The organism is Saccharothrix sp. HUAS TT1 (assembly GCF_040744945.1).
Lineage (GTDB): Bacteria > Actinomycetota > Actinomycetes > Mycobacteriales > Pseudonocardiaceae > Actinosynnema.
Map to the genome: position 1 here is coordinate 5,082,873 of NZ_CP160453.1, position 22,790 is coordinate 5,105,662.

1 protein-coding gene is annotated in these 22,790 nt (G+C 72.8%); it reads left to right on the forward strand.

The window, feature by feature from the left end; translation table 11 throughout:
- The first annotated feature begins 231 nt into the window (after positions 1-231).
- Complete coding sequence (locus tag AB0F89_RS23565; RefSeq protein WP_367127733.1) at positions 232-22,737, forward strand: type I polyketide synthase; 22,506 nt, start codon at positions 232-234, stop codon at positions 22,735-22,737.
- The last annotated feature ends 53 nt before the right edge of the window (positions 22,738-22,790 follow it).

Below are 22,790 nucleotides of genomic sequence, written 5' to 3' on the forward strand. Positions count from 1 at the left end.
GGACTTTCGTTCCCGGGACGGATGTGTAGGGAGTTCCCTAACCGCTCCGGCCCCTTTAGGGCACTCCTTAGAGTTCGCTCGGCCGTGCCTTCCGCGAACGCTTCCCGTGGTTACGTGGACCGACGCGCCGTGCGGGCGCGACCGGTCCCGGGCCACACCGGGAAACGCCCACCGCAGGTGGTCGAAGTGGCGTCACGTGGTTGTTTTCGCGAACTCGTGGGAGTGCCGTACATGAACGAGTCCGGTAAAGCCGCCGGTGGGCCGCCGCAGGCCATCGCCGTCGTCGGCCTGTCCTGCCGACTGCCCGGGGCCGAGGACGCCACCGCGTTCTGGCGACTGCTCAGGGACGGCGTGGACGCCATCGGCGAGGTGCCGGAGGGCCGGTGGCGCCAGGTCCCGGACGACATCCCCGCGACCGTGCGCTCCGGCGGCTTCCTCGACCACGTCGACCGGTTCGACGCGGCGTTCTTCGGCATCTCGCCGCGCGAGGCGGCCGCGATGGACCCGCAGCAGCGCCTGGTGCTGGAACTGGCCTGGGAGGCGCTGGAGGACGCCGGCATCGTGCCCGGCTCGCTGCGCGGCACCCGCACCGGCGTGTTCGTCGGCGCGATCTGGGACGACTACGCCGCCCTGTCCCGGGACCGCGGCCCGACCGCCGTGTCCAAGCACTCGGTCACCGGCCTGCACCGGAGCATCATCGCCAATCGCGTCTCCTACTTCCTGGGACTGGGCGGACCGAGCCTCGCCGTCGACTCCGGGCAGTCGTCGTCGCTGGTGTCGGTGCACCTCGCTTGCGAGAGCCTGTGGAACGGCGAGGCGTCCGCGGCCATCGCGGGCGGGGTCAACCTGAACCTCGTGGTGGACAGCGCGATCGGCGCGCAGCGATTCGGCGGGTTGTCCCCCGACGGCCGGTCGTTCACCTTCGACGAACGCGCCAACGGCTACGTGCGCGGCGAGGGCGGCGCGATCGTCGTCCTGAAGACCCTGGCCCGAGCTGAGGCCGACGGTGACCGCGTCTACTGCGTCATCCGCGGCGGGGCGGTCAACAACGACGGCGGCGGAGCCGGCCTGACCGTGCCGTTCCAACCGGGTCAGGAGGACGTGCTGCGCCGCGCCTACCGGCACGCGGACGTCGATCCCGGCGGTGTGGACTACGTCGAGCTGCACGGCACCGGCACCAGGGTGGGCGACCCGGTGGAGGCCGCCGCGCTCGGCGCCGTCCTCGGCGCCGCGCGCCCCACCGACCGGCCGCTGCGCGTCGGCTCGGTGAAGACCAACGTCGGCCACCTCGAAGGCGCGGCGGGCATCACCGGACTGGTCAAGGTGGCGCTGGCGCTGCGCAACCGCGCCTTCCCCGCCGGCCTCAACTTCGCCCGGCCGAACCCCGCCATCGACCTCGACGCGCTCAACCTGCGCGTCCTCACCGAGTTCACGCCCGCCCAGGACGACACGCCGCTCGTCGCCGGCGTCAGCTCGTTCGGCATGGGCGGCACCAACTGCCACCTCGTGCTGGCCGAGCACGTGGCCGAGCACGCGGCCGCGCCGGAACCCGCACCGGTCGCGGACGACGGCGCACCGCTGCTGTGGCCGCTGTCGGGCACCTCGCGGGCGGCGCTGCGAGCCCAGGCCGGGGCGCTGCTGGAGCACCTCGCCGACGACACCGACCTGGCGGGCACCGCGTGGTCCCTGGCCCGCCACCGCACCGCCTTCCCGCGCCGCGCCGCCGTCGTCGGCCGCACGCGCGAGGACTTCGAGCGCGGGCTGCGCGCACTCGCCACCGGCCGCCGGGACGTCGCCGTCGTCACCGGCGCCGCCCACGCCGCGCCGTCGGTCGCGTTCCTGTTCTCCGGCCAGGGCAGCCAGCGGCTCGGTGCGGGCAAGGCCCTGCACGCCGCCCTGCCCGCGTTCGCCGAGGCCTTCGACGAGGTCTGCGCCCACCTCGACGCGTCGACCGACCGACCGGTGCGCGAGGTCCTGTTCGCCGCCGAGGGTTCGGCCGAGGCCGCGCTGCTCGACCGCACCCGCTACACCCAGCCCGCGCTGTTCGCCGTCGAGGTGGCGCTGTTCCGGCTCCTGACCGCCTGGGGCGTCACCCCGAGCCACCTCGTCGGCCACTCGCTCGGCGAGCTGAGCGCCGCCCACGTGGCCGGCGTGCTGTCACTGCCGGACGCCGCGCGACTCGTGGCCGCCCGCGCCGCCCTCATGGACGACCTGCCCGCGGGCGGCGCGATGCTCGCCGTCCAAGCGGGGGAGGACGAGATCCGCGCGCTGCTCGCGGGCGCCACCGGGCTCGACGTCGCCGCCGTCAACTCGCCGACCTCCACCGTCGTCTCCGGCGACGAGGACGCCGTGCACGGGATCGCGGCCACGCTCGCCGCGGCCAGCCGCAAGGCCACCAGGCTGCGCGTCAGCCACGCCTTCCACTCCGCTCACCTGGACGCGGTGCTGGACGCGTTCCACGAGGTCGCCGCCGGGCTGACCTACTCGCCCGCGCGCATCCCGATCGTGTCCAACCTGACCGGCGGCGTGGCCGCCCCCGACCTGCACAGCTCGCCCGGGTACTGGGTTCGCCACCTGCGCGAGGCGGTCCGGTTCGCCGACGGCGTCCGCGCCCTGCGGGACGCCGGCGCGACCGCCTACGTCGAACTGGGGCCGGGCTCCGCCCTCACCTCGCTGGCGACCGAATCCCTCACCGACGCCGAGGTCGCGATCCCGACGCTGCGCGGCCCGGACGAGGTCGACGCCGTGCTGAAGGCCGTCGGCGCGCTGCACGCCCACGGTGTCGCCGTCGACTGGGACGCCCTGCACGGCGACCGGCCACGACGCCGCGTGCCGCTGCCCACCTACGCCTTCCAGCGCAAGCGGCACTGGCTGGAAGGCGCACCGGCCCGACCGGCGCCCGTGCCGGAGACGTCCGTGCCGGAGACGTCCGTGCCGGAGACGTCCGGGTCGGACGTCGTCCCGCCGGACGACGAACAGGCCGAACCCACCGCCGGGCTCGGCGAGCGCGTCGCCGCCCTTCCCGAGGTCGAACGCGCCCGGGTCGTGCTGGACGTCGTGCGCGGTCACGTCGCCGCGCTCCTGGGCCACGCCGAGCCCCGCGACGTCGATCCCGCCACGACGTTCCGCGAACTCGGGCTCGACTCCCTCGGCGCCGTCGAACTGCGCGACCTGCTCGCGACCGCCACCGGCCTCCGGCTGCCCAGCGGTCTGCTGTTCGACCACCCGACCCCCCGCGCGCTGGCAGACCACCTGCGTGAACGCCTCCTCGGCGAACGCGCGGCGGTCGTCCAGGCCAGCCCGGTCGCCGACCGCGACGACCCGGTCGTCATCGTCGGCATGAGCTGCCGGTTCCCCGGAGGCGTGCGCTCCCCGGAGGACCTGTGGGAGCTGCTGCTCGCCGGGACCGACGCGATCGGCGAGTTCCCCGACGACCGCGGGTGGCGGCTCGACGAGCTGTACGACCCCGAACCCGGTGTGGCAGGCCGTTCCTACACCCGATCCGGCGGTTTCCTGCACGACGCCGCCCTGTTCGACCCGGCGTTCTTCGGCATGTCCCCCCGCGAGGCCCTGGCCACCGACCCCCAGCAGCGGCTGCTGCTGGAGGCGTCGTGGGAGGCCGTCGAACGGGCCGGCATCGACCCGCTGTCGCTGCGCGGCAGCCGCACCGGTGTGTTCGTCGGCGCGACCGACATGGACTACGGCCCTCGCCTGCACGAGCGCGCCGAGGGCCTGGAGGGCTACCTGCTGACCGGCACGTCGGCCAGCATCGCCTCGGGTCGGGTGGCGTACGCGTTGGGTTTGGAGGGGCCGGCGGTGACGGTGGACACGGCGTGTTCGTCGTCGTTGGTGGCGTTGCACCTGGCGGCGCAGGCGTTGCGGTCGGGTGAGTGCTCGGCGGCGATCGTCGGCGGTGTCAGCGTCATGTCGACCCCCGGCATGTTCGTGGAGTTCAGTCGGCAGCGCGGGTTGTCGGCGGATGGTCGGTGCAAGGCGTTCGGGGCAGAGGCGGACGGCACCGGGTGGTCCGAGGGCGTCGGCGTGCTGCTGGTGGAGCGGTTGTCGGATGCCCGGCGGCTCGGTCACCCGGTGTTGGCGGTGGTGCGTGGTTCGGCGGTGAACCAGGACGGTGCGTCGAACGGGCTGACGGCGCCCAACGGCCCGTCGCAGCAGCGCCTGGTAGCGCAGGCCCTGGCGAACGCGGGCTTGACGCCGTCCGACGTGGACGCCGTCGAGGCGCACGGCACGGGCACCGTGCTCGGGGACCCGATCGAGGCCGAGGCGTTGTTGGCTACGTATGGGCGTGATCGGGATCGTCCGTTGTGGCTTGGTTCGGTGAAGTCGAACATCGGTCATACGCAGGCTGCTGCTGGTGTGGCGGGTGTGATCAAGATGGTGATGGCGATGCGGCACGGTGTGCTGCCGCGCACGCTGCACGTGGACGAGCCGACCCCGCACGTGGACTGGTCCGCGGGTGAGGTGCGGCTGCTGACCGAGCGGCGGGAGTGGCACTCGGACGGTCCGCGCCGGGCCGGTGTGTCGTCGTTCGGCATCAGCGGTACGAACGCGCACGTGATCGTCGAACAGGCCCCGGAGGCCGAGATCGCGCCCCCCGAACCAGCTGTGGGCGGTGTCGTGCCGTGGGTGGTGTCGGCGAGGTCCGGGACGGCGTTGCGCGCCCAGGCCGCACAGCTGTTGCCCCTGCTGGACGCGAACCCCGTCGATGTCGCGCACTCGCTGGTCGAGGGACGTGCGGTGCTGGAGCACCGGGCGGTCGTGCGGGGAGGACGGCCCGCGCTGGAGGCGTTGGCCGACGGGCGGACGCACCCCGACCTCGTGGTCGGGCAGGCCGCCGGTGACGACGGTGTGGCGTTCTTGTTCTCGGGTCAGGGTTCGCAGCGGGTGGGGATGGGTCGTGAGCTGTATGCGGCGTTCCCGGTGTTCGCGGCGGCGTATGACGAGGTTGTGCTCGGGTTGGGTGGTACGTCGTTCTTCGATGTTGGTGTGGAGGCGTTGAGCGCGACGGGTGTGGCGCAGCGTGCGTTGTTCGCGTTGCAGGTGGCGTTGTTCCGTCTGGTGGAGTCGTGGGGTGTGCGGCCGGATGTTCTTGTGGGGCATTCGGTGGGTGAGATCGCGGCTGCCCATGTGGCCGGGGTGTTGTCGCTGGAGGATGCCTGTCGGTTGGTGTCGGCCCGTGCGGATTTGATGCAGGTGTTGCCTTCGGGTGGGTCGATGGTGGCGGTGGAGGCGGCCGAGGACGAGGTCACGCCACTGCTGACCGATGGTGTGTCGTTGGCAGCGGTGAACGGTCCGCGTTCGGTGGTGGTGTCCGGTGAGGCCGGGGCCGTGGATGCGGTGGTGGCCCACTTCGCCGATCGCAAGACCTCGCGGTTGACGGTGAGTCATGCGTTCCACTCGCCGTTGATGGAGCCGATGCTGGATGACTTCGCGGCGGTGGTGCGGGGTCTGGAGTTTCACGAGCCGCGTATCCCGATGTTGTCGCCGGTCGTCGAGCCTGGGTACTGGGTGCGGCATGTTCGGGATGCGGTGCGGTTCGCGGATCAAATCGGCGAGTTGGATGAGCGGGGCACGACGCGGTTCTTGGAGATCGGGCCGGGTGGTGTGCTGACGGCGTTGACCCGCAACTGCCTGCCCGACACCGAAATCCTCGCCGTCCCACTGTTGAGGGCCGACCGGTCCGAGGAAGCGACAGCCGTCACGGCGTTGAGCGAGCTGTTCGCCCACGGCGTCGGGGTGGACTGGACGCCGTTCCACCGGGGCGGCCGGCGGGTCGACCTGCCCACCTACGCCTTCCAGCACGAGCGGTACTGGCTGGAGGAGCCGGATCGCGGTGCCGTCGTGTCACCGGGGGACGTCGAGTTCTGGCAGACGGTGGAGCGCGAGGACGTCGAGGCGTTGTCGGCGTCGCTGGGCATCGACTCGGAAGACTCGTTCCGCGCCGTGCTGCCGAAGCTGTCGGCCTGGCGACGGCAGCGACGCGATCGGTCCGCCCTGGACGACCGGCGCTACCGGGTCACGTGGACGCAGGTCGATCCCGGGACCGCGGTGCCGGGCACGTGGCTCGTGGTGGCCGACGTCGAGGCGGGAGCGCGGGTGCGCGCGGCGTTCGAGCCGCTGGGCGTCGAGGCGGTGGTCGTCCCGTTCGTCGACGACCGCGAGGAGTTCGCGGTCCACCTGGCCGGAGTGGGCCTGGTCGACGGCATCCTCGCGTTCGTCCCCGAGGAGGACGACCACTCGCCGGCCCCGGTGGCGCGGGCAGTGGCCCTGGTGCAGGCCGCGGCGGACGCCGGTCTCACCGCACCGCTGTGGTTCGCCACCACCGGCGCCGTGGCGGTTTCCCCCGACGACCGCGTCCGACCCGTTCCCGCGTCGCTGTGGGGCCTGGGCCGGGTGGTCGCGCTGGAGCAGCCCCAGACCTGGGGCGGTCTGGTGGACGTGCCCGGCACCGGGGACGCCGACGCCCGCCTGCTGGTGCGCGCGATCACCGGCGGGTCGGGCGAGGACCAGGTGGCGATCCGCGACGGGCGCGTGCTGAGTCGGCGGATGACCCGCGCCCGGGTGACCGGCCGGTCGGCGGGGTGGACGCCGCGCGGCACGGTCCTGGTGACCGGCGGCACGGGGGCCGTGGGTGCGCACGTGGCCCGGTGGTTGGCCGGTGCGGGCGCCCGGCACCTGGTGCTGACCGGGCGGCGGGGCCTCGACGCGGATGGTGCCGTGGAACTCCGGGACGAGCTGACCGCGCTCGACGTGGCCGTGACGGTGGCCGCCTGCGACGTCGCTGACCGGGACGCGCTCGCCGCCCTCTTGGACTCGCTGCCCGAGCCGCCGTCGGCAGTCGTGCACGCGGCGGGTGTGCTGGCCGACGGCCTGGTCGCGACGATGACCACCGACTCCCTGCGCGCCGTGTGGCGCGCCAAGGTCGACGGCGCGGTGAACCTGCACGACCTGACCGGCGATCTCGACGCCTTCGTCCTGTTCTCGTCCATGACCGGTGTGTGGGGCAACCCGGGCCAGGGCGCCTACGCCGCCGCCAACGCGTTCCTCGACGCCTTCGCCGGCGAACGCCACGCGAACGGCCTGCCCGCGCTCGCGGTGGCCTGGGGCGCGTGGGCCGACGGGGGGATGGCCGTCGGTCGGGTCGGCGAGCACCTGGCCCGGCGTGGCGTCGACCCCCTCGCGCCCGCGTTCGCGATCACCGCGCTGCACGACGCGGTCGGCCGCGGTGAGCCGACCGTCACCATCGCCGACGTGCGCTGGGACGCGTTCGTCGAGCACATCGCCGGCGCGCGCCCGGTGCCGCTCTTCGACGGCGTGCCCGAGGCGCGCGACGCCCTGGCGAGGTTCGACGAAGCCCGGCCCACCGGTGGCTCGGCACTCGCCCGGCAGCTGGCGGCGGTAGCCGAGGCCGACCGACCAGCGGTGCTGGTGGAGGTGGTGCGCTCGCACGCCGCCGCCGTCCTCGGGCACGCGTCTGCGGAGGCCGTGGACGCGGCCAAGCCGTTCCGGGAGAGCGGCTTCGACTCGCTCGCCGGGGTCGAGCTGCGCAACCGGCTCAACGACGCGACTGGCCTGCGGCTGCCCACCACGCTCGTCTTCGACCACCCGACGCCCGCGGCACTCGCCCGGTACCTGAACGACGAACTCGGCGGTCGGACGGCCGACGCCGGTGCCCCGACCCCGCTCGCGCTCGCGGTGGCGGACGACCCGGTCGTCATCGTCGGCATGAGCTGCCGGTTCCCCGGCGGCGTGCGCTCCCCGGAAGCCCTCTGGGACCTGGTCGAGCGCGGGGCGGACGCCGTCGCGGGTTACCCGACCGACCGGGGCTGGGACCTCGACTCCCTGTACCACCCCGATCCCGACCACCCCGGCACCTCCTACGCGTCGGGCGGTGCGTTCCTCGACGGTGTGGACCGCTTCGACGCGGACTTCTTCGGTATTTCGCCGCGTGAGGCGGTGGCGATGGATCCGCAGCAGCGGTTGCTGCTGGAGACGTCGTGGGAGCTGTTCGAGCGCGCCGGCCTCGACCCCGCCGCGCTGCGCGGCACGAGGACAGGCGTGTTCGTCGGCACCAACGGCCAGGACTACGCCTCGTGGGTCGACCGGCCCTCCGATGAGGTCGAGGGCTACCTGCTGACCGGCAAGGCCGCGTCCGTGGTGTCCGGCCGGATCGCCTACACGTTCGGCCTGGAGGGGCCGGCGGTCACGGTGGACACGGCGTGTTCGTCGTCGTTGGTGGCGTTGCACCTGGCGGCGCAGGCGTTGCGGTCGGGTGAGTGCTCGATGGCGATCGTCGGCGGCATCACCGTCATGACGACACCCACCCTGTTCCTCCAGTTCAGCCGGCAGCGCGGGTTGTCGGCGGATGGTCGGTGCAAGGCGTTCGCGGCGGGTGCGGATGGTACGGGGTGGGGTGAGGGTGTCGGGTTGTTGTTGGTGGAGCGGTTGTCCGATGCCCGGCGGCTTGGTCACTCGGTGTTGGCGGTGGTGCGTGGTTCGGCGGTGAATCAGGATGGTGCGTCGAATGGTTTGACGGCGCCGAATGGTCCGTCGCAGCAGCGGGTGATTCGTGCGGCGTTGGCGGGTTCGGGTCTTGGTCCGTCGGATGTGGATGCGGTGGAGGCGCACGGGACCGGGACCTCGTTGGGTGATCCGATTGAGGCTCAGGCGTTGTTGGCGACGTATGGGCGTGATCGGGATCGTCCGTTGTGGTTGGGGTCGGTGAAGTCGAACATCGGTCATACGCAGGCTGCTGCTGGTGTGGCGGGTGTGATCAAGATGGTGATGGCGATGCGGCATGGTGTGCTGCCGCCGACGTTGCACGTGGATGAGCCGTCGCCGCATGTGGATTGGTCTGTCGGTGATGTTCGGTTGCTCACCGAGGCCGTTGAGTGGGCCGAGCCGCGTCGGGCGGCGGTGTCGTCGTTCGGGATCAGCGGCACCAACGCCCACGTCGTCATCGAACAGGGACCTGCCGAGGAAGTCGCGCCCGTTCCCGTTGCCGACCAGCTGACGCCGTGGGTGGTGTCCGCCAAGTCCGAGGTGGCACTGCGCGCCCAGGCCGCCCGCCTGACCGCGATGGCGGACATGTCGCCGGTGGACGTCGGTCACTCACTGGCGGTGTCGCGGGCGTGTCTGGAGTACCGGGCCGTCGTACTGGACGACCACCTCAGCGGAGTGGCGGCCCTGGCCGAGGGAATCAGCTCACCGGTGGTCGTCCGAGGTGCCGTCCGACCGGGCAAGGTCGCGTTCTTGTTCTCGGGTCAGGGTTCGCAGCGGGTGGGGATGGGTCGTGAGTTGTATGCGGCGTTCCCGGTGTTCGCTGCTGCCTACGACGAAGTGGTTGCGGGGCTCGGTGGTACGGCGTTCTTCGACGTTGACGTGGAGGCGTTGAGCGCTACGGGTGTGGCGCAGCGTGCGTTGTTCGCGTTGCAGGTGGCGTTGTTCCGCTTGGTGGAATCGTGGGGTGTGCGGCCGGATGTTCTTGTGGGGCATTCGGTGGGTGAGATCGCGGCTGCCCATGTGGCAGGGGTGTTGTCGCTGGACGATGCCTGTCGGTTGGTGTCCGCCCGCGCTGACTTGATGCAGGCGTTGCCGTCGGGTGGGGCGATGGTCGCCGTGGAGGCGGCCGAGGACGAGGTCACGCCACTGCTGACCGATGGTGTGTCGGTCGCGGCGGTGAATGGTCCGCGTTCGGTGGTGGTGTCCGGTGATGCCGGGGCTGTGGACGTCGTGGTGGCGCACTTCGCGGATCGCAAGACGTCGCGGTTGACGGTGAGTCATGCGTTCCACTCGCCGTTGATGGAGCCGATGCTGGATGACTTCGCCGCTGTGGTGCGGGGACTGGAGTTCCACGAGCCGACCATTCCGATGTTGTCGCCGGTTGCGGAGGCCGGTTACTGGGTGCGGCATGTTCGGGATGCGGTGCGGTTCGCGGATCAGGTCGCGGAGTTGGACGAGCGCGGCACGACGAAGTTTTTGGAGATCGGGCCGGGTGGTGTGCTGACGGCGTTGACCCGCAACTGCCTGCCCGACGCGGAGATCCTGGCCGTCCCGACCCTGCGCGCTGACCGGCAGGAGGACCTGTCGGCCGTCACGGCGCTCGCGGAGCTGCACGTCAACGGCGTTGAAGTGGACTGGACGCCGTTCCACCGGGGTGGCCGGCGGGTCGACCTGCCCACCTACGCCTTCCAGGGCGAGCGGTACTGGCTGGACGCGGTCGCCACGCGAGGCGGCGTGACGGCCGCGGGCATGACCGACCTCGGTCACCCGCTGCTGAGCGCTGCCGTGCTCGTCGCGGGGGAGGACGAGTGGTTGTTCACCGGCAGGCTGTCGGTGCGGACCCAACCCTGGTTGGCCGACCACGTGGTGGGCGAGGACGTGGTGGTGCCCGGCACGGTCTTCGTCGAGCTGGCGGTCCGCGCCGGTGACGAGGTCGGGTGCGACGTGCTGGACGAGCTGGCGGTCGAAGTGCCCCTGGTGCTGCCCGCTCGACACGGCGCGACGATCCAGGTCCGGTTGGGCCGGGAGGCGGACCGCTACCGGGTTTCGGTCTTCTCCCGCCCCGACGGCGCGGCGGACGACCAGCCGTGGACCCGGCACGCGACCGGCCTGCTCGGCACCGGTGCGGCTCCGGCGGAGACCGGGGCCGAGTGGCCGCCCGCCGGCGCGGAGCCGATCGGCGTCGACGGCTTCTACGAAGGACTGCGCGAACTGCGCTTCGCCTACGGCCCGGCGTTCCAGGGGCTGCGCGCCGCGTGGCGGCTCGGTGACGAGGTGTGCGCCGAGGTGGTGCTGCCCGAGGCGGTCCGGGGCACCGAAGGGTTCGTGCTGCACCCGGCCCTGTTCGACGCGGCGCTGCACGCCGTGTGGCTCGGGGTGGTGGAGCCCGAGGAGGGCACCGGGCGCGGTCTGGTCCCGTTCCTGTGGACCGGGGTCGCGCTGCGGGCGACCGGCGCCTCGGTGTTGCGGGTGCGGGTGCGGCCGACCGGCAGGGACGCGGTGTCGTTGGCCGCGACCGACCAGGGCGGCGTCCCGGTCGTCACGGCCGAGTCGCTGGTGTTGCGCCCAACGGCGGCGAGCACGACGCCCGACGACCTGTACGAGGTCGCCTGGCGGCCCGTGGGGCCGTTGCCGGACGAAGAGGTCGACCTGGTGGTGCTGGACGGGTTGCCGCCGGTCGGTGAGCGGTCGAACCTGGTCACGGTGCGCTGCGCCGCACCGGAGGACCTGCCCGTGCCGGAGCGGACCCGCGAGTTGCTGCACACCGTGCTCCAGCTGCTCCAGTCCTGGCTGAGCGAGGACGGCGGGCGCCTGGTGCTGGTCACCGGCGGCGTCGCCGACGGCATCGTCGACCAAGCGGCCGTGTGGGGGCTGGTGCGGTCGGCGCAGGCGGAGAACCCCGGCCGGTTCGTGCTGGCGGACGTGGACGACGACCCGCGCACGGCCGCCGCGCTGCGGCGGGCGCTGCTGCTGGACGAGCCGCAGCTGCGGGTCGTCGGCGGCGAGGTCTTCGTGCCCCGGCTCACCCGCGTGGCCGTCCCGGAGGCTGCCGCGCCGGACTTCGGGGACCGCACGGTGCTGCTGACCGGGGCCTCGGGCGCGCTGGGCGCGCTGTTCGCCCGCCACCTGGTCACCGTGCACGGCGTGCGCGACATCGCCCTGGTCAGCAGGCGCGGCGGCGATGCGCCGGGTGCCGCCGACCTCGCGGCGGAGCTCGTCGCCTCGGGCGCGCGGGTCGACTGGTACGCGTGCGACCTGGGCGATCGGGACGCGGTGGCCGACCTGGTGGGCCGGCTCGACCTGTCCGCCGTCGTGCACGCGGCCGGTGTGCTGGACGACGGCGTCGTGGCCTCGCTCGACGCGGAACGCCTGGACGCCGTGCTGCGGCCCAAGGTCGACGCGGCGTGGCACCTGCACGAGACGACCACCGGCCTTTCCGCGTTCGTGCTGTTCTCCTCCGCCGCGGGAGCCCTGGGCACGGCGGGGCAGGGCAACTACGCGGCGGCGAACAGCTTCCTCGACGGACTGGCCGCCCACCGCCACGCGCTGGGCCTGCCCGCGACGGCACTGGCCTGGGGACTGTGGGCGTCCGGCATGGGCGCGACGCTGGACCGGGTCGACCTGGCGCGCATGGAGCGCACCGGCCTGGCGCCCATCCCCGCCGAGGACGGGCTCCGGCTGTTCGACGCCGCCGTGGGCACGCGGCTCCCGGCGCTCGCGCCGGTCAAGCTGGACACCAGGGCGTTGCGGGGGCACGACGTGCCGCCGCTGCTGCGCGCCCTCGTCAGGACACCCGCCCGGCGGGCGGCGGGCTCGGGGTCCACGACCGGGGGCGGCACCGACCTGGCCCGCCGGCTGGCCGCCCTCGGGCCGGCCGAGCGCGGTGGTGTGGTGCTGGCACTGGTCCGCGAGCAGGTCGCCGACGTCCTCGGGCACAGCGACCCGGGCGCGGTCGTTCCGGGACGCGCGTTCAAGGACATCGGCTTCGACTCGCTGACCGTGATCGAGCTGCGGAACCGGATCGGCGAGGTCACCGGCCTGCGGTTGCCGCCGACGCTCGCGTTCGACCACCCGACGCCCGCGGCCCTGGCCGCCTTCCTGGTCACCGAGTTCGACGGCGCGTCCGGTGGGGGTGACGCGCCGGTGGTCGTCACGACCCGGCCCGCGGACGAGCCGCTGGCGATCGTGGGGATGAGCTGCCGCTACCCGGGTGGGGTGCGGTCGCCGGAGGACCTGTGGCGCCTGGTCGAGGAGGGCGTGGACGCGGTGTCCGGGTTCCCGACCGATCGTGGGTGGGATGTGGAGGGGTTGTACGACCCGGATCCGGATCGTGTGGGGACGTCGTACACGCGTAGTGGTGGGTTCTTGCACGATGCGGCGGAGTTCGATGCGGGGTTCTTCGGTATTTCGCCGCGTGAGGCGTTGGCGATGGATCCGCAGCAGCGGTTGTTGTTGGAGACGTCGTGGGAGGCGGTGGAGCGGGCGGGTGTTGATCCGTTGTCGTTGAAGGGGAGTCGTACCGGTGTGTTCGCCGGGATCATGTACCACGACTACGGCGGCCGACTGCGCACCCCGCCCGAGGGGCTTGAGGGCTACGTCATCAACGGCAGCGCGGGCAGCGTCGCCTCGGGCCGCATCGCCTACACCCTCGGCCTGGAGGGGCCGGCGGTGACGGTGGACACGGCGTGTTCGTCGTCGTTGGTGGCGCTGCACTGGGCGGCCCAGTCGCTGCGCAGCGGCGAGTGCTCCCTGGCGCTGGTCGGCGGGGCGACCGTCATGGCGAGCCCTTCGGTGTTCGTGGAGTTCAGCCGGCAGCGCGGGTTGTCGGCGGATGGCCGGTGCAAGGCGTTCGGCGCGGGCGCCGACGGCACCGGCTGGGCCGAGGGCGCGGCGATGCTGCTGGTGGAACGGCTGTCGGACGCCCGGCGCAACGGCCACCCCGTCCTCGCCGTCGTGCGGGGCACCGCCGTGAACCAGGACGGCGCGTCCAACGGCCTCACCGCCCCGAGCGGCCCCGCGCAGCAGCGCGTCATCAGGCAGGCCCTGGCGAACGCCGGGCTGTCCACGTCGGACGTGGACGTGGTCGAGGCGCACGGCACGGGCACCGTCCTGGGTGATCCGATCGAGGCTCAGGCGTTGTTGGCGACGTATGGGCGTGATCGGGATCGTCCGTTGTGGTTGGGGTCGTTGAAGTCGAACATCGGTCACACGCAGGCTGCTGCGGGTGTCGGTGGTGTGATCAAGATGGTGATGGCGATGCGGCACGGTGTGCTGCCGCGCACCCTGCACGCCGACGAACCCAGCCCGCACGTGGACTGGGAGAGCGGACCCGTCCACCTGCTGACCGAAGCCGTGCCGTGGACCACGTCCGGTGGACCCCGCCGTGCCGCCGTGTCGTCGTTCGGCGTCAGCGGCACCAACGCGCACGCCATCATCGAGCAGCCCGCGCGGGCCGAGGTCCGGGAGCGGACGCGCACCGAACAGCCGGTCGTGCCGTGGGTGCTGTCCGGTCGGGGCGAGGCGGCGGTGCGGGACCAGGCGCGCAACCTGCTGGTGGGTGTCACGGGCACGGACTTCGACCCGGTCGACGTCGGCCTGTCCCTGACGGGGCGGACCGGCTTCGAGGACCGGGCGGTCGTGCTCGGCACGGCCCAGGCCGATCTGCTGGACGTCCTCCGCGACCTGGCGGCCGGCAACCCCACGCCCGGCTTGGTCACCGGCCGGCCGCTCGACGGGGCGCTCGCGTTCCTGTTCTCGGGTCAGGGTTCGCAGAGGGCGGGGATGGGTCGTGAGCTGTATGCGGCGTTCCCGGTGTTCGCTGCTGCCTATGACGAGGTGGTTGCGGGGTTGGGTGGTACGTCGTTCTTCGATGTTGATGTGGAGGTGTTGGCGCGGACGGGTGTGGCTCAGCGTGCGTTGTTCGCGTTGCAGGTGGCGTTGTTCCGCCTATTCGAGTCGTGGGGTGTGCGGCCTGATGTGTTGGTGGGGCATTCGGTGGGTGAGATCGCGGCAGCCCACGTGGCCGGGGTGTTGTCCCTTGACGATGCCTGCCGGCTGGTGTCCGCCCGCGCCGATCTGATGCAGGCGTTGCCGCCCGGCGGTGGGATGTTCGCACTGGAGGCGACCGAGGACGAGGTGCTGCCGCACCTCACCGAAGAGGTGTCCATCGCGGCGGTGAACGGTCCGCGTTCCGTGGTCGTCGCGGGCGACGAGGACGCGGCCGGGGCGGTGGTCGACGCCTTCCCCGGCCGCAAGGCCACCCGCTTGGCGGTGAGCCACGCGTTCCACTCGCCGTTGATGGAGCCGATGCTGGACGAGTTCGCGGCGGTGGTGCGGGGTCTGGAGTTCCACGAGCCGCGTATCCCGATGTTGTCCCCGGTCGCCGAGCCCGGCTACTGGGTGCGGCACGTGCGGGACGCGGTGCGGTTCGCGGATCAGGTCGCGCAGTTGGACGAGCGCGGCACGACGCGGTTCCTGGAGATCGGACCCGGCGGTGTGCTGACCGCCCTGACCCGCAACTGCCTGCCCGACACCGAAATCCTCGCCGTCCCCGCCCTGCGCGCCGACCGCGACGAGGTCCTGACCGCCGTCACGGCGCTGGGTGAGCTGCACGTCCACGGCGCGGAGGTCGACTGGACGCGGTTCTACCCCGGCGCGCGGCGCGTCGACCTGCCCACCTACCCGTTCCAGCGGCAGCGCTACTGGCTCGACGCGCCCGAAGGAACGAGCGGCGTCCACGCCGCCGGACTGGACGAGGCCGGTCACCCGCTGCTCGGGGCGGCGGTGCCGGTGGCCGGCGGCGACGAGTGGCTGATGACCGGACGCGTCTCGCTCCGGACCCACGCGTGGTTGGCGGACCACGCCGTGGGCGGCGCGGTCCTGCTGCCCGGCACGGCGTTCGTGGAACTGGCCGTCCGCGCCGGTGACGAGGTCGGGTGCGACCTGGTCGAGGACCTGGCCATCGAGGTGCCGCTGGTCGTGCCGCTCGACCTCGCCGTGGTGCTCCAAGTGCACGTCGGCGCACCCGACGAGGGCACGCGCCCGTTCACCGTCCACGCGCGGACCGACGGCGAAGGGGAGTGGGTGCGCCACGCGCGCGGCACCCTGGGGGTGCGCGCCGCCGCGCCCGCCGCCTTCCCCTCCGCCGAGTGGCCGCCCGCCGGCGCGCGGCGTGTCGACCTCACCGGCTTCTACGACCGCATGGCGGACGCCGGCGCGTCCTACGGCCCGCTGTTCGCCGGCCTCCGCGGCGCGTGGCGCGCACCCGACGCCGTCCACGCCGAGGTCGCGCTGCCCGACGACGCGGCCGCGAACGCCTTCGGCGTGCACCCGGCGCTGCTCGACGCCGCCCTGCACGCCATCGCCGCCGGCGGCCTGGCCGACCTCGACGACGGCCCCCTGCTGCCCTTCGCGTGGACCGGCGTGCACCTCGCCGCCGCCGGCGCGTCGGCGCTCAGGCTGACGGTCGTCCCGGCCGGACCGAACGCCGTGTCGCTCACCGCCGCGGACGCGACCGGCGACACCGTGCTGTCGGTGGACTCCCTGGTGCTGCGGCCCGCCCGACGGCACCAGGTCGAGCAGACCCTCTTCGGCGTCGACTGGCTCGACCGCGGCGCGTGCGGCACGGCCGACACCCCGCTCGGACCGGATGTCGAGGTGCTGACCACCCCGGCCGCCGAGCTGACGCCCGACGGCGTCCGATCCGCGGTCGGGCACGTGCTCCGCGGGCTCCAGCAGTGGCTGGCCGCTGAGCACCCGCAACCCGCGCGGCTGGTCGTGGTGACCACCGGCGCGGCAACCGACCCCGCCCAGGCCGCAGTCCAGGGCTTGGTGCGCTCGGCGCAGTCGGAGAACCCCGGCCGCGTCGTCCTGGTCGACGTGGACGGCGGGACCAGGGCCTCCGACGCGGTGGCTGCCGCCCTGCGACTGGCCGAGCCGCAGGTGTCGGTGCGCGACGGCAGGGTGTTCGTGCCGCGCCTGGAGGCGTTGCCCACCGCGACCGGGGAGTTCGACTTCGGCGCCGGCGCGGTGCTGCTGACCGGCGCCTCCGGCGCCCTCGGCGCCCTGGTCGCCCGACACCTGGCCGAGGTGCACGGCGTCCGCGACCTCGTGCTGATGAGCCGCAGTGGGCGCTTCGACGGCGACCTGTCCGACCTCGACGTCCTGGTCACCCCGGTGGCGTGCGACGTCGCGGACCGGGACGCCCTGGCCGCCGCGCTGGCGGACCTCGACCTGTCGGCCGTCGTGCACGTCGCGGGAGTCCTGGACGACGGGGTGGTGCCGTCGCTGACCGACGAGCGGATCGACGCGGTGTTCCGCCCGAAGGTGGACGCCGCGCTGAACCTCCACGAGCTGACCGCCCACCTCGACCTCTCGGCGTTCGTGCTGTTCTCGTCCGTGTCGGGCGTCTTCGGCGCGGCGGGACAGGGCAACTACGCGGCGGCCAACTCCTTCCTCGACGCGCTCGCCGATCACCGCCGGGCGGCCGGGTTGCCCGCGACCTCCTTGGCGTGGGGCCTGTGGGCGCAGACGAGCACGATGACCGACGACCTCGACCCGGCCGACCTCGCCCGCATCCGCCGCACCGGCCTCCTCCCCATCCCGTCGGACGTCGCGCTGCGCATGTTCGACGCGTCCGCGTCCGCCGGTCGGGCCGCGGTCGTGCCGATCAAGCTCGACGTGTCCCACCTCGACGCCGCCTCCGCCCCGGCGGTGCTGCGGGGCCGCGTGCGGACCTCCGCACGGCGCTCCGCCCGTTCCACCCCGGTCGGCGCGGCCGTCGGAGCAGGGCTCGCGGCGCAGCTGGACCGCGTCCCGGAGGCCGAGCGCGCGGCTCTCGTCCTGGACCTCGTGTGCGAGCAGGTCGCGGCGGTCCTGGGCCACGCGTCGGCATCGGCGGTCAAGCCGGACCAGGCGTTCCAGGAGGCCGGTTTCGACTCGCTCACCGCGATCGAGCTGCGCAACCGGCTCACCGCCGTCACCGGCCTGCGGCTGCCCGCGACCCTGGTGTTCGACTACCCGACGAGCCGGGTGCTGGCCGATCACCTGCTGGTCGAGGTGTCCCCGGCCGACGACGTGCGGCAGGTCGCCGCCGCCGATCGGGTGTCGGACGAACCGATCGCCATCGTGGGGATGAGCTGCCGCTACCCGGGCGGTGTTCGGTCGCCGGAGGACCTGTGGCGGCTGGTGGCCGCCGGCGGCGAGGGGATCACGGGGTTCCCGACCGATCGTGGGTGGGATGTGGAGGGGTTGTACGACCCGGATCCGGATCGTGTGGGGACGTCGTACACGCGTAGTGGTGGGTTTTTGCACGATGCGGCGGAGTTCGATGCGGGGTTCTTCGGTATTTCGCCGCGTGAGGCGTTGGCGATGGATCCGCAGCAGCGGTTGTTGTTGGAGACGTCGTGGGAGGCGGTGGAGCGGGCGGGTGTTGATCCGTTGTCGTTGAAGGGGAGTCGTACCGGTGTGTTCGCCGGGATCATGTACCACGACTACGGCGCGCGGATCACCGATGCCCCGGAGGACGTCGAGGGCTACCTCGGGAACGGCAGCGCGGGCAGCATCGCCTCGGGTCGGGTGGCGTACGCGTTGGGTTTGGAGGGGCCGGCGGTGACGGTGGACACGGCGTGTTCGTCGTCGTTGGTGGCGTTGCACCTGGCGGCGCAGGCGTTGCGGTCGGGTGAGTGCTCGATGGCACTCGTCGGCGGCGCGACGGTCATGTCCACGCCCGCGACGTTCGTGGAGTTCAGTCGGCAGCGCGGGTTGTCGGCGGATGGTCGGTGCAAGGCGTTCGGGGCGGCGGCGGACGGTACGGGCTGGGCCGAGGGTGTCGGTGTGCTGTTGGTGGAGCGGTTGTCGGATGCTCGGCGCCTCGGTCACGAGGTCTTGGCGGTGGTGCGTGGTTCGGCGGTGAACCAGGACGGTGCGTCGAACGGGTTGACCGCGCCGAATGGTCCGTCGCAGCAGCGGGTCATCCAGCAGGCCCTGGCGTCGGCAGGGCTGGCGGAATCCGATGTGGACATCGTGGAGGGTCACGGCACCGGCACGAGGCTTGGTGATCCGATTGAGGCGCAGGCGTTGTTGGCGACGTATGGGCGTGATCGGGATCGTCCGTTGTGGCTTGGTTCGGTGAAGTCGAATATTGGTCATACGCAGGCTGCTGCTGGTGTGGCGGGTGTGATCAAGATGGTGATGGCGATGCGGCATGGTGTGTTGCCGCGCACGTTGCACGTGGATGAGCCGTCGCCGCATGTGGATTGGTCGGTGGGTGATGTCCGGCTGTTGAGGGAGTCGGTGGAGTGGTCTTCGGTGGGTCGTCCGCGTCGGGCGGCGGTGTCGTCGTTCGGTATCAGCGGCACCAACGCCCACGTCATCCTTGAACAGGTCACACAACCGGAAACCAGTCCCTCGCCCCAGGTCGGCGGCATCGTGCCGTGGGTGCTGTCCGGGCAGACGGCGGAAGCGCTGCGCGAACAGGCCCGGAGGTTGACGGCCGTCGACGGCGCCGTGACCGACGTGGGCCTGTCGCTGGCGACCACGCGCGCCCGGCTCACCGCGCGGGCGGTCGTATGGGGTGATCACGCGAGTGGACTCGCGAACCTGGCGGACGGTTCCGGCAGCGCGGTGGAAGGCACGGTTCTCCCGGGTCGTTCGGCGTTCTTGTTCTCGGGTCAGGGTTCGCAGCGGGTGGGGATGGGTCGTGAGTTGTATGCGGCGTTCCCGGTGTTCGCGGCGGCGTATGACGAGGTGGTTGCGGGGTTGGGTGGTACGTCGTTCTTCGATGTTGGTGTGGAGGTGTTGGCGCGGACGGGTGTGGCGCAGCGTGCGTTGTTCGCGTTGCAGGTGGCGTTGTTCCGCCTATTCGAGTCGTGGGGTGTGCGGCCTGATGTGTTGGTGGGGCATTCGGTGGGTGAGATCGCGGCTGCCCATGTGGCCGGGGTGTTGTCCCTGGAGGATGCCTGCCGGCTGGTGTCGGCCCGCGCTGACCTGATGGAGGTGTTGCCTTCGGGTGGGGCGATGGTGGCGGTGGAGGCGTCGGAGGACGAGGTCACGCCGTTGCTGACCGGTGCGGTGTCGATCGCGGCGGTGAATGGTCCGCGTTCGGTGGTGGTGTCCGGTGAGGCCGGGGCCGTGGACGCGGTGGTGGCGCACTTCGCCGATCGCAAGACCTCTCGGCTGAAGGTGAGTCATGCGTTCCACTCGCCGTTGATGGAGCCGATGCTGGATGACTTCGCGGTGGTGGTGCGGGCTCTGGAGTTTCACGAGCCGCGCATCCCGATGTTGTCGCCGGTCGCTGAGCCTGGTTACTGGGTGCGGCACGTGCGGGACGCGGTGCGGTTCGCCGACCAGATCGGCGAACTCGATCGGCGCGGCGTCTCGAAGTTCCTGGAGATCGGGCCGGGCGTTGTGCTGACGGCGCTGACCAGGGGATGCCTGCCCGACTCGGAGATCATCGCGGTGCCGACCCTGCGCGCCGACCGGGACGAGGCGGAGACGGCCGTCGAGGCGGTCGCGGAGCTGTTCGTCCGGGGCGTCGAGGTGGACTGGTCGTCGTTCTACCCCGGCGCCCGGCGCGTCGACCTGCCCACCTACCCGTTCCAGCGACAGCGCTACTGGCTGTCGGCGGGGACGCCCCGTTCCACCGGGGCCGCCGGCCTCGGTCTCGGCTCCACCGGCCACCCGCTGCTGGGCGCGGTGGTGCCCGTGCCGGACCAGGACGAGTACCTGCTGACCGGCACGCTCTCGCTGAGGTCGCACCCCTGGCTCGCCGACCACGTCGTGAACGGCGCGGTGCTCCTGCCCGGCGCGGCGTTCGTCGAGCTGGCGATCCGCGCCGGTGACGAGTCGGGCTGCGACCTGCTGGAGGAGTTGACGACCGGCGAACCGCTCGTGCTACCCGAACGCGGCGGCGTCGCGGTGCACGTGCGCGTCGCCGCACCGGACGACTCCGGTCGCCGCGCGGTGACCGTCCACTCCCGCGCGGAGGGGGACGGGGAGTCGTGGGTCCGGCACGCCACAGGTGTCCTCGCCACGTCCACCGGGCACGAGGCCCCCACCACGTCGGTCACCACCGGCGAACCGGTCGACCTCGGGGGCTACTACGACCTGCTGGCCGGAACCGGCCTGGGGTACGGGCCCGCGTTCCGTGGTCTGGAAGCCGCGACGCGCGATGACGCGTGGGTGCGCGCCGACGTCCGGCTGCCGGACGAAGCGGGCGACACCGCCGGCTACGGCCTGCACCCCGCGCTGCTCGACGCGATGCTGCACGCGATCGGCGCCGGTGGCCTGGTGCCGCTGGACGACGGTCCGCACGTCCCGTTCTCGTGGAGCGGCGTGCGGTTGTGGTCCACGGGCGCTTCGGCCGTCACGGTCGAGGTGACCGGGCACGGCGACGGAGTCGTGGCGCTCGTCGCCCGGGACGCGGCCGGCGGACCGGTGCTGTCGGTCGATTCGCTGGTGCTCCGGCGGGCCGCGTCGACCGCACGGCACGACGGGGGGCGGTTGTTCGCCCTGGAGTGGCAGCCGCTCGACCTGCCGTCGCCAGGTGGTGCGGACGTGGACGTGCTGGAGGTCCCGCCGACCGCGGACATCCGTGCCGCCCTCGCCCACGTGCTGCCCGCCCTCCAGGACCGGCTCGACGGTGACGACGCGTCCCCGGTCGTGGTGCTGACCCGGGACGCGGAGACCGAGCCGGCGCAGGCAGCAGTGTGGGGCCTCGCGCGGTCCGCGCAAACCGAGTACCCCGACCGCGTGGTGCTCGTCGACCACGACGGGACGCCCGAGTCGCGCGCGGCGCTGGCCCTCGTGCCGGGCGCGGGCGAACCGCAGGTGCGCCTGACCCGCGGTGCGGCGGCCGTGCCGCGCCTGGCGCCGGTCGCTCCCGGTCAGGGCGGTCCGTCGCTCGCCGGCGGCACCACCCTGGTGACCGGAGCGTCGGGCCTGCTCGGCGGCGTCGTCGCCCGGCACCTGGTGCGGGCGCACGGTGTCCGGCACCTCGTGCTGACGAGCCGCCGGGGAGGGGACGCGCCCGGCGCCGAGGAACTGCGGGCCGAACTGGTGGCCCTGGGCGCGGATGTCACGTGGGTCGCTTGCGACGTCGGCGATCGGGACGCGGTCGCCGCCCTGCTGGCCACCGTGCCCGTCGACCGGCCGCTCACCGCCGTCGTGCACACCGCCGGCGTGCTCGATGACGCCGTGCTCGCCGACCTGGACGCCGGGCGCGTCGACGCCGTGCTGCGACCCAAGGTCGACGCGGCACTGGTCCTCGACGAGCTGACCGCCCACCTCGACCTGTCGGCGTTCGTGCTGTTCTCCTCGCTGTCCGGACTGCTGGGCGGGGCCGGGCAGGGCAACTACGCCGCCGCCAACGCGTCCCTCGACGCGGTGGCGCGGCAGCGCCGAGCGGCCGGTCTCCCGGCCACGTCCATAGCCTGGGGCCCCTGGGAGTCCGGTGGCATGACGGACGCGCTGACCGACGTCGACCGACGGCGGATGGAGCGCTCGGGCCTGCGGCCCCTGACCGCCGAGGGTGGCGCGGCGCTGCTGGACGCCGCGCTGCGATCGGATCACCCGGTGGTCGCCGCCGTCCGGCTCGACATCGCCGCCCTGCGCACCGCCGAGACCGCGCCACCGCTGTTGCGAGGACTCGTGCGGTCGACCGCGCGACCGACGGCCCGAGCCGAGGCCGGTGGGCCGCCGCGCCTCGCCGAGCGGCTGGCCGGCCGGCCGGCGGCCGACCACCAGAAGATCGTGCTCGACATCATCCGGACCGAGGTGGCCAGCGTGCTGGGCCACGCCACCGGTTCCGGCGTCCAACCCGACCTGCCGTTCCAGGACCTCGGGTTCGACTCGCTGACCGCCATCGAGCTGCGCAACCGGCTCACCGCCGTCACCGGCCTGCGGCTGCCCGCGACGCTCCTGTTCGACCACCCGGCGCCCCGCGTCCTCGCCCAGCACGTCCTCCGCGAGATCGCCCCGGCGGCCACAACCCCAGGGAAGTCCCTACTTGTCCACGTCGACGCGCTCCAGCAGGATTTGAAGGCGAGGGGACCGGGCGACGGCGAATGGGAACTGGTCGCCGAACGATTGCGCACACTGCTCGCGGACATCGGGAAAACCGCTGCCGGGCAGGACGCCGACGACCCCGCCGACAGCCTTGAGTCGGCGACCGACGATGAAGTTTTCGACCTGCTCGGCCGGGAGTTCGGAATTTCCTGAGAAACACGGGGTTCGCCGGCGCCGAGTCCATGTCGTACTGGTGAGGGGTGATT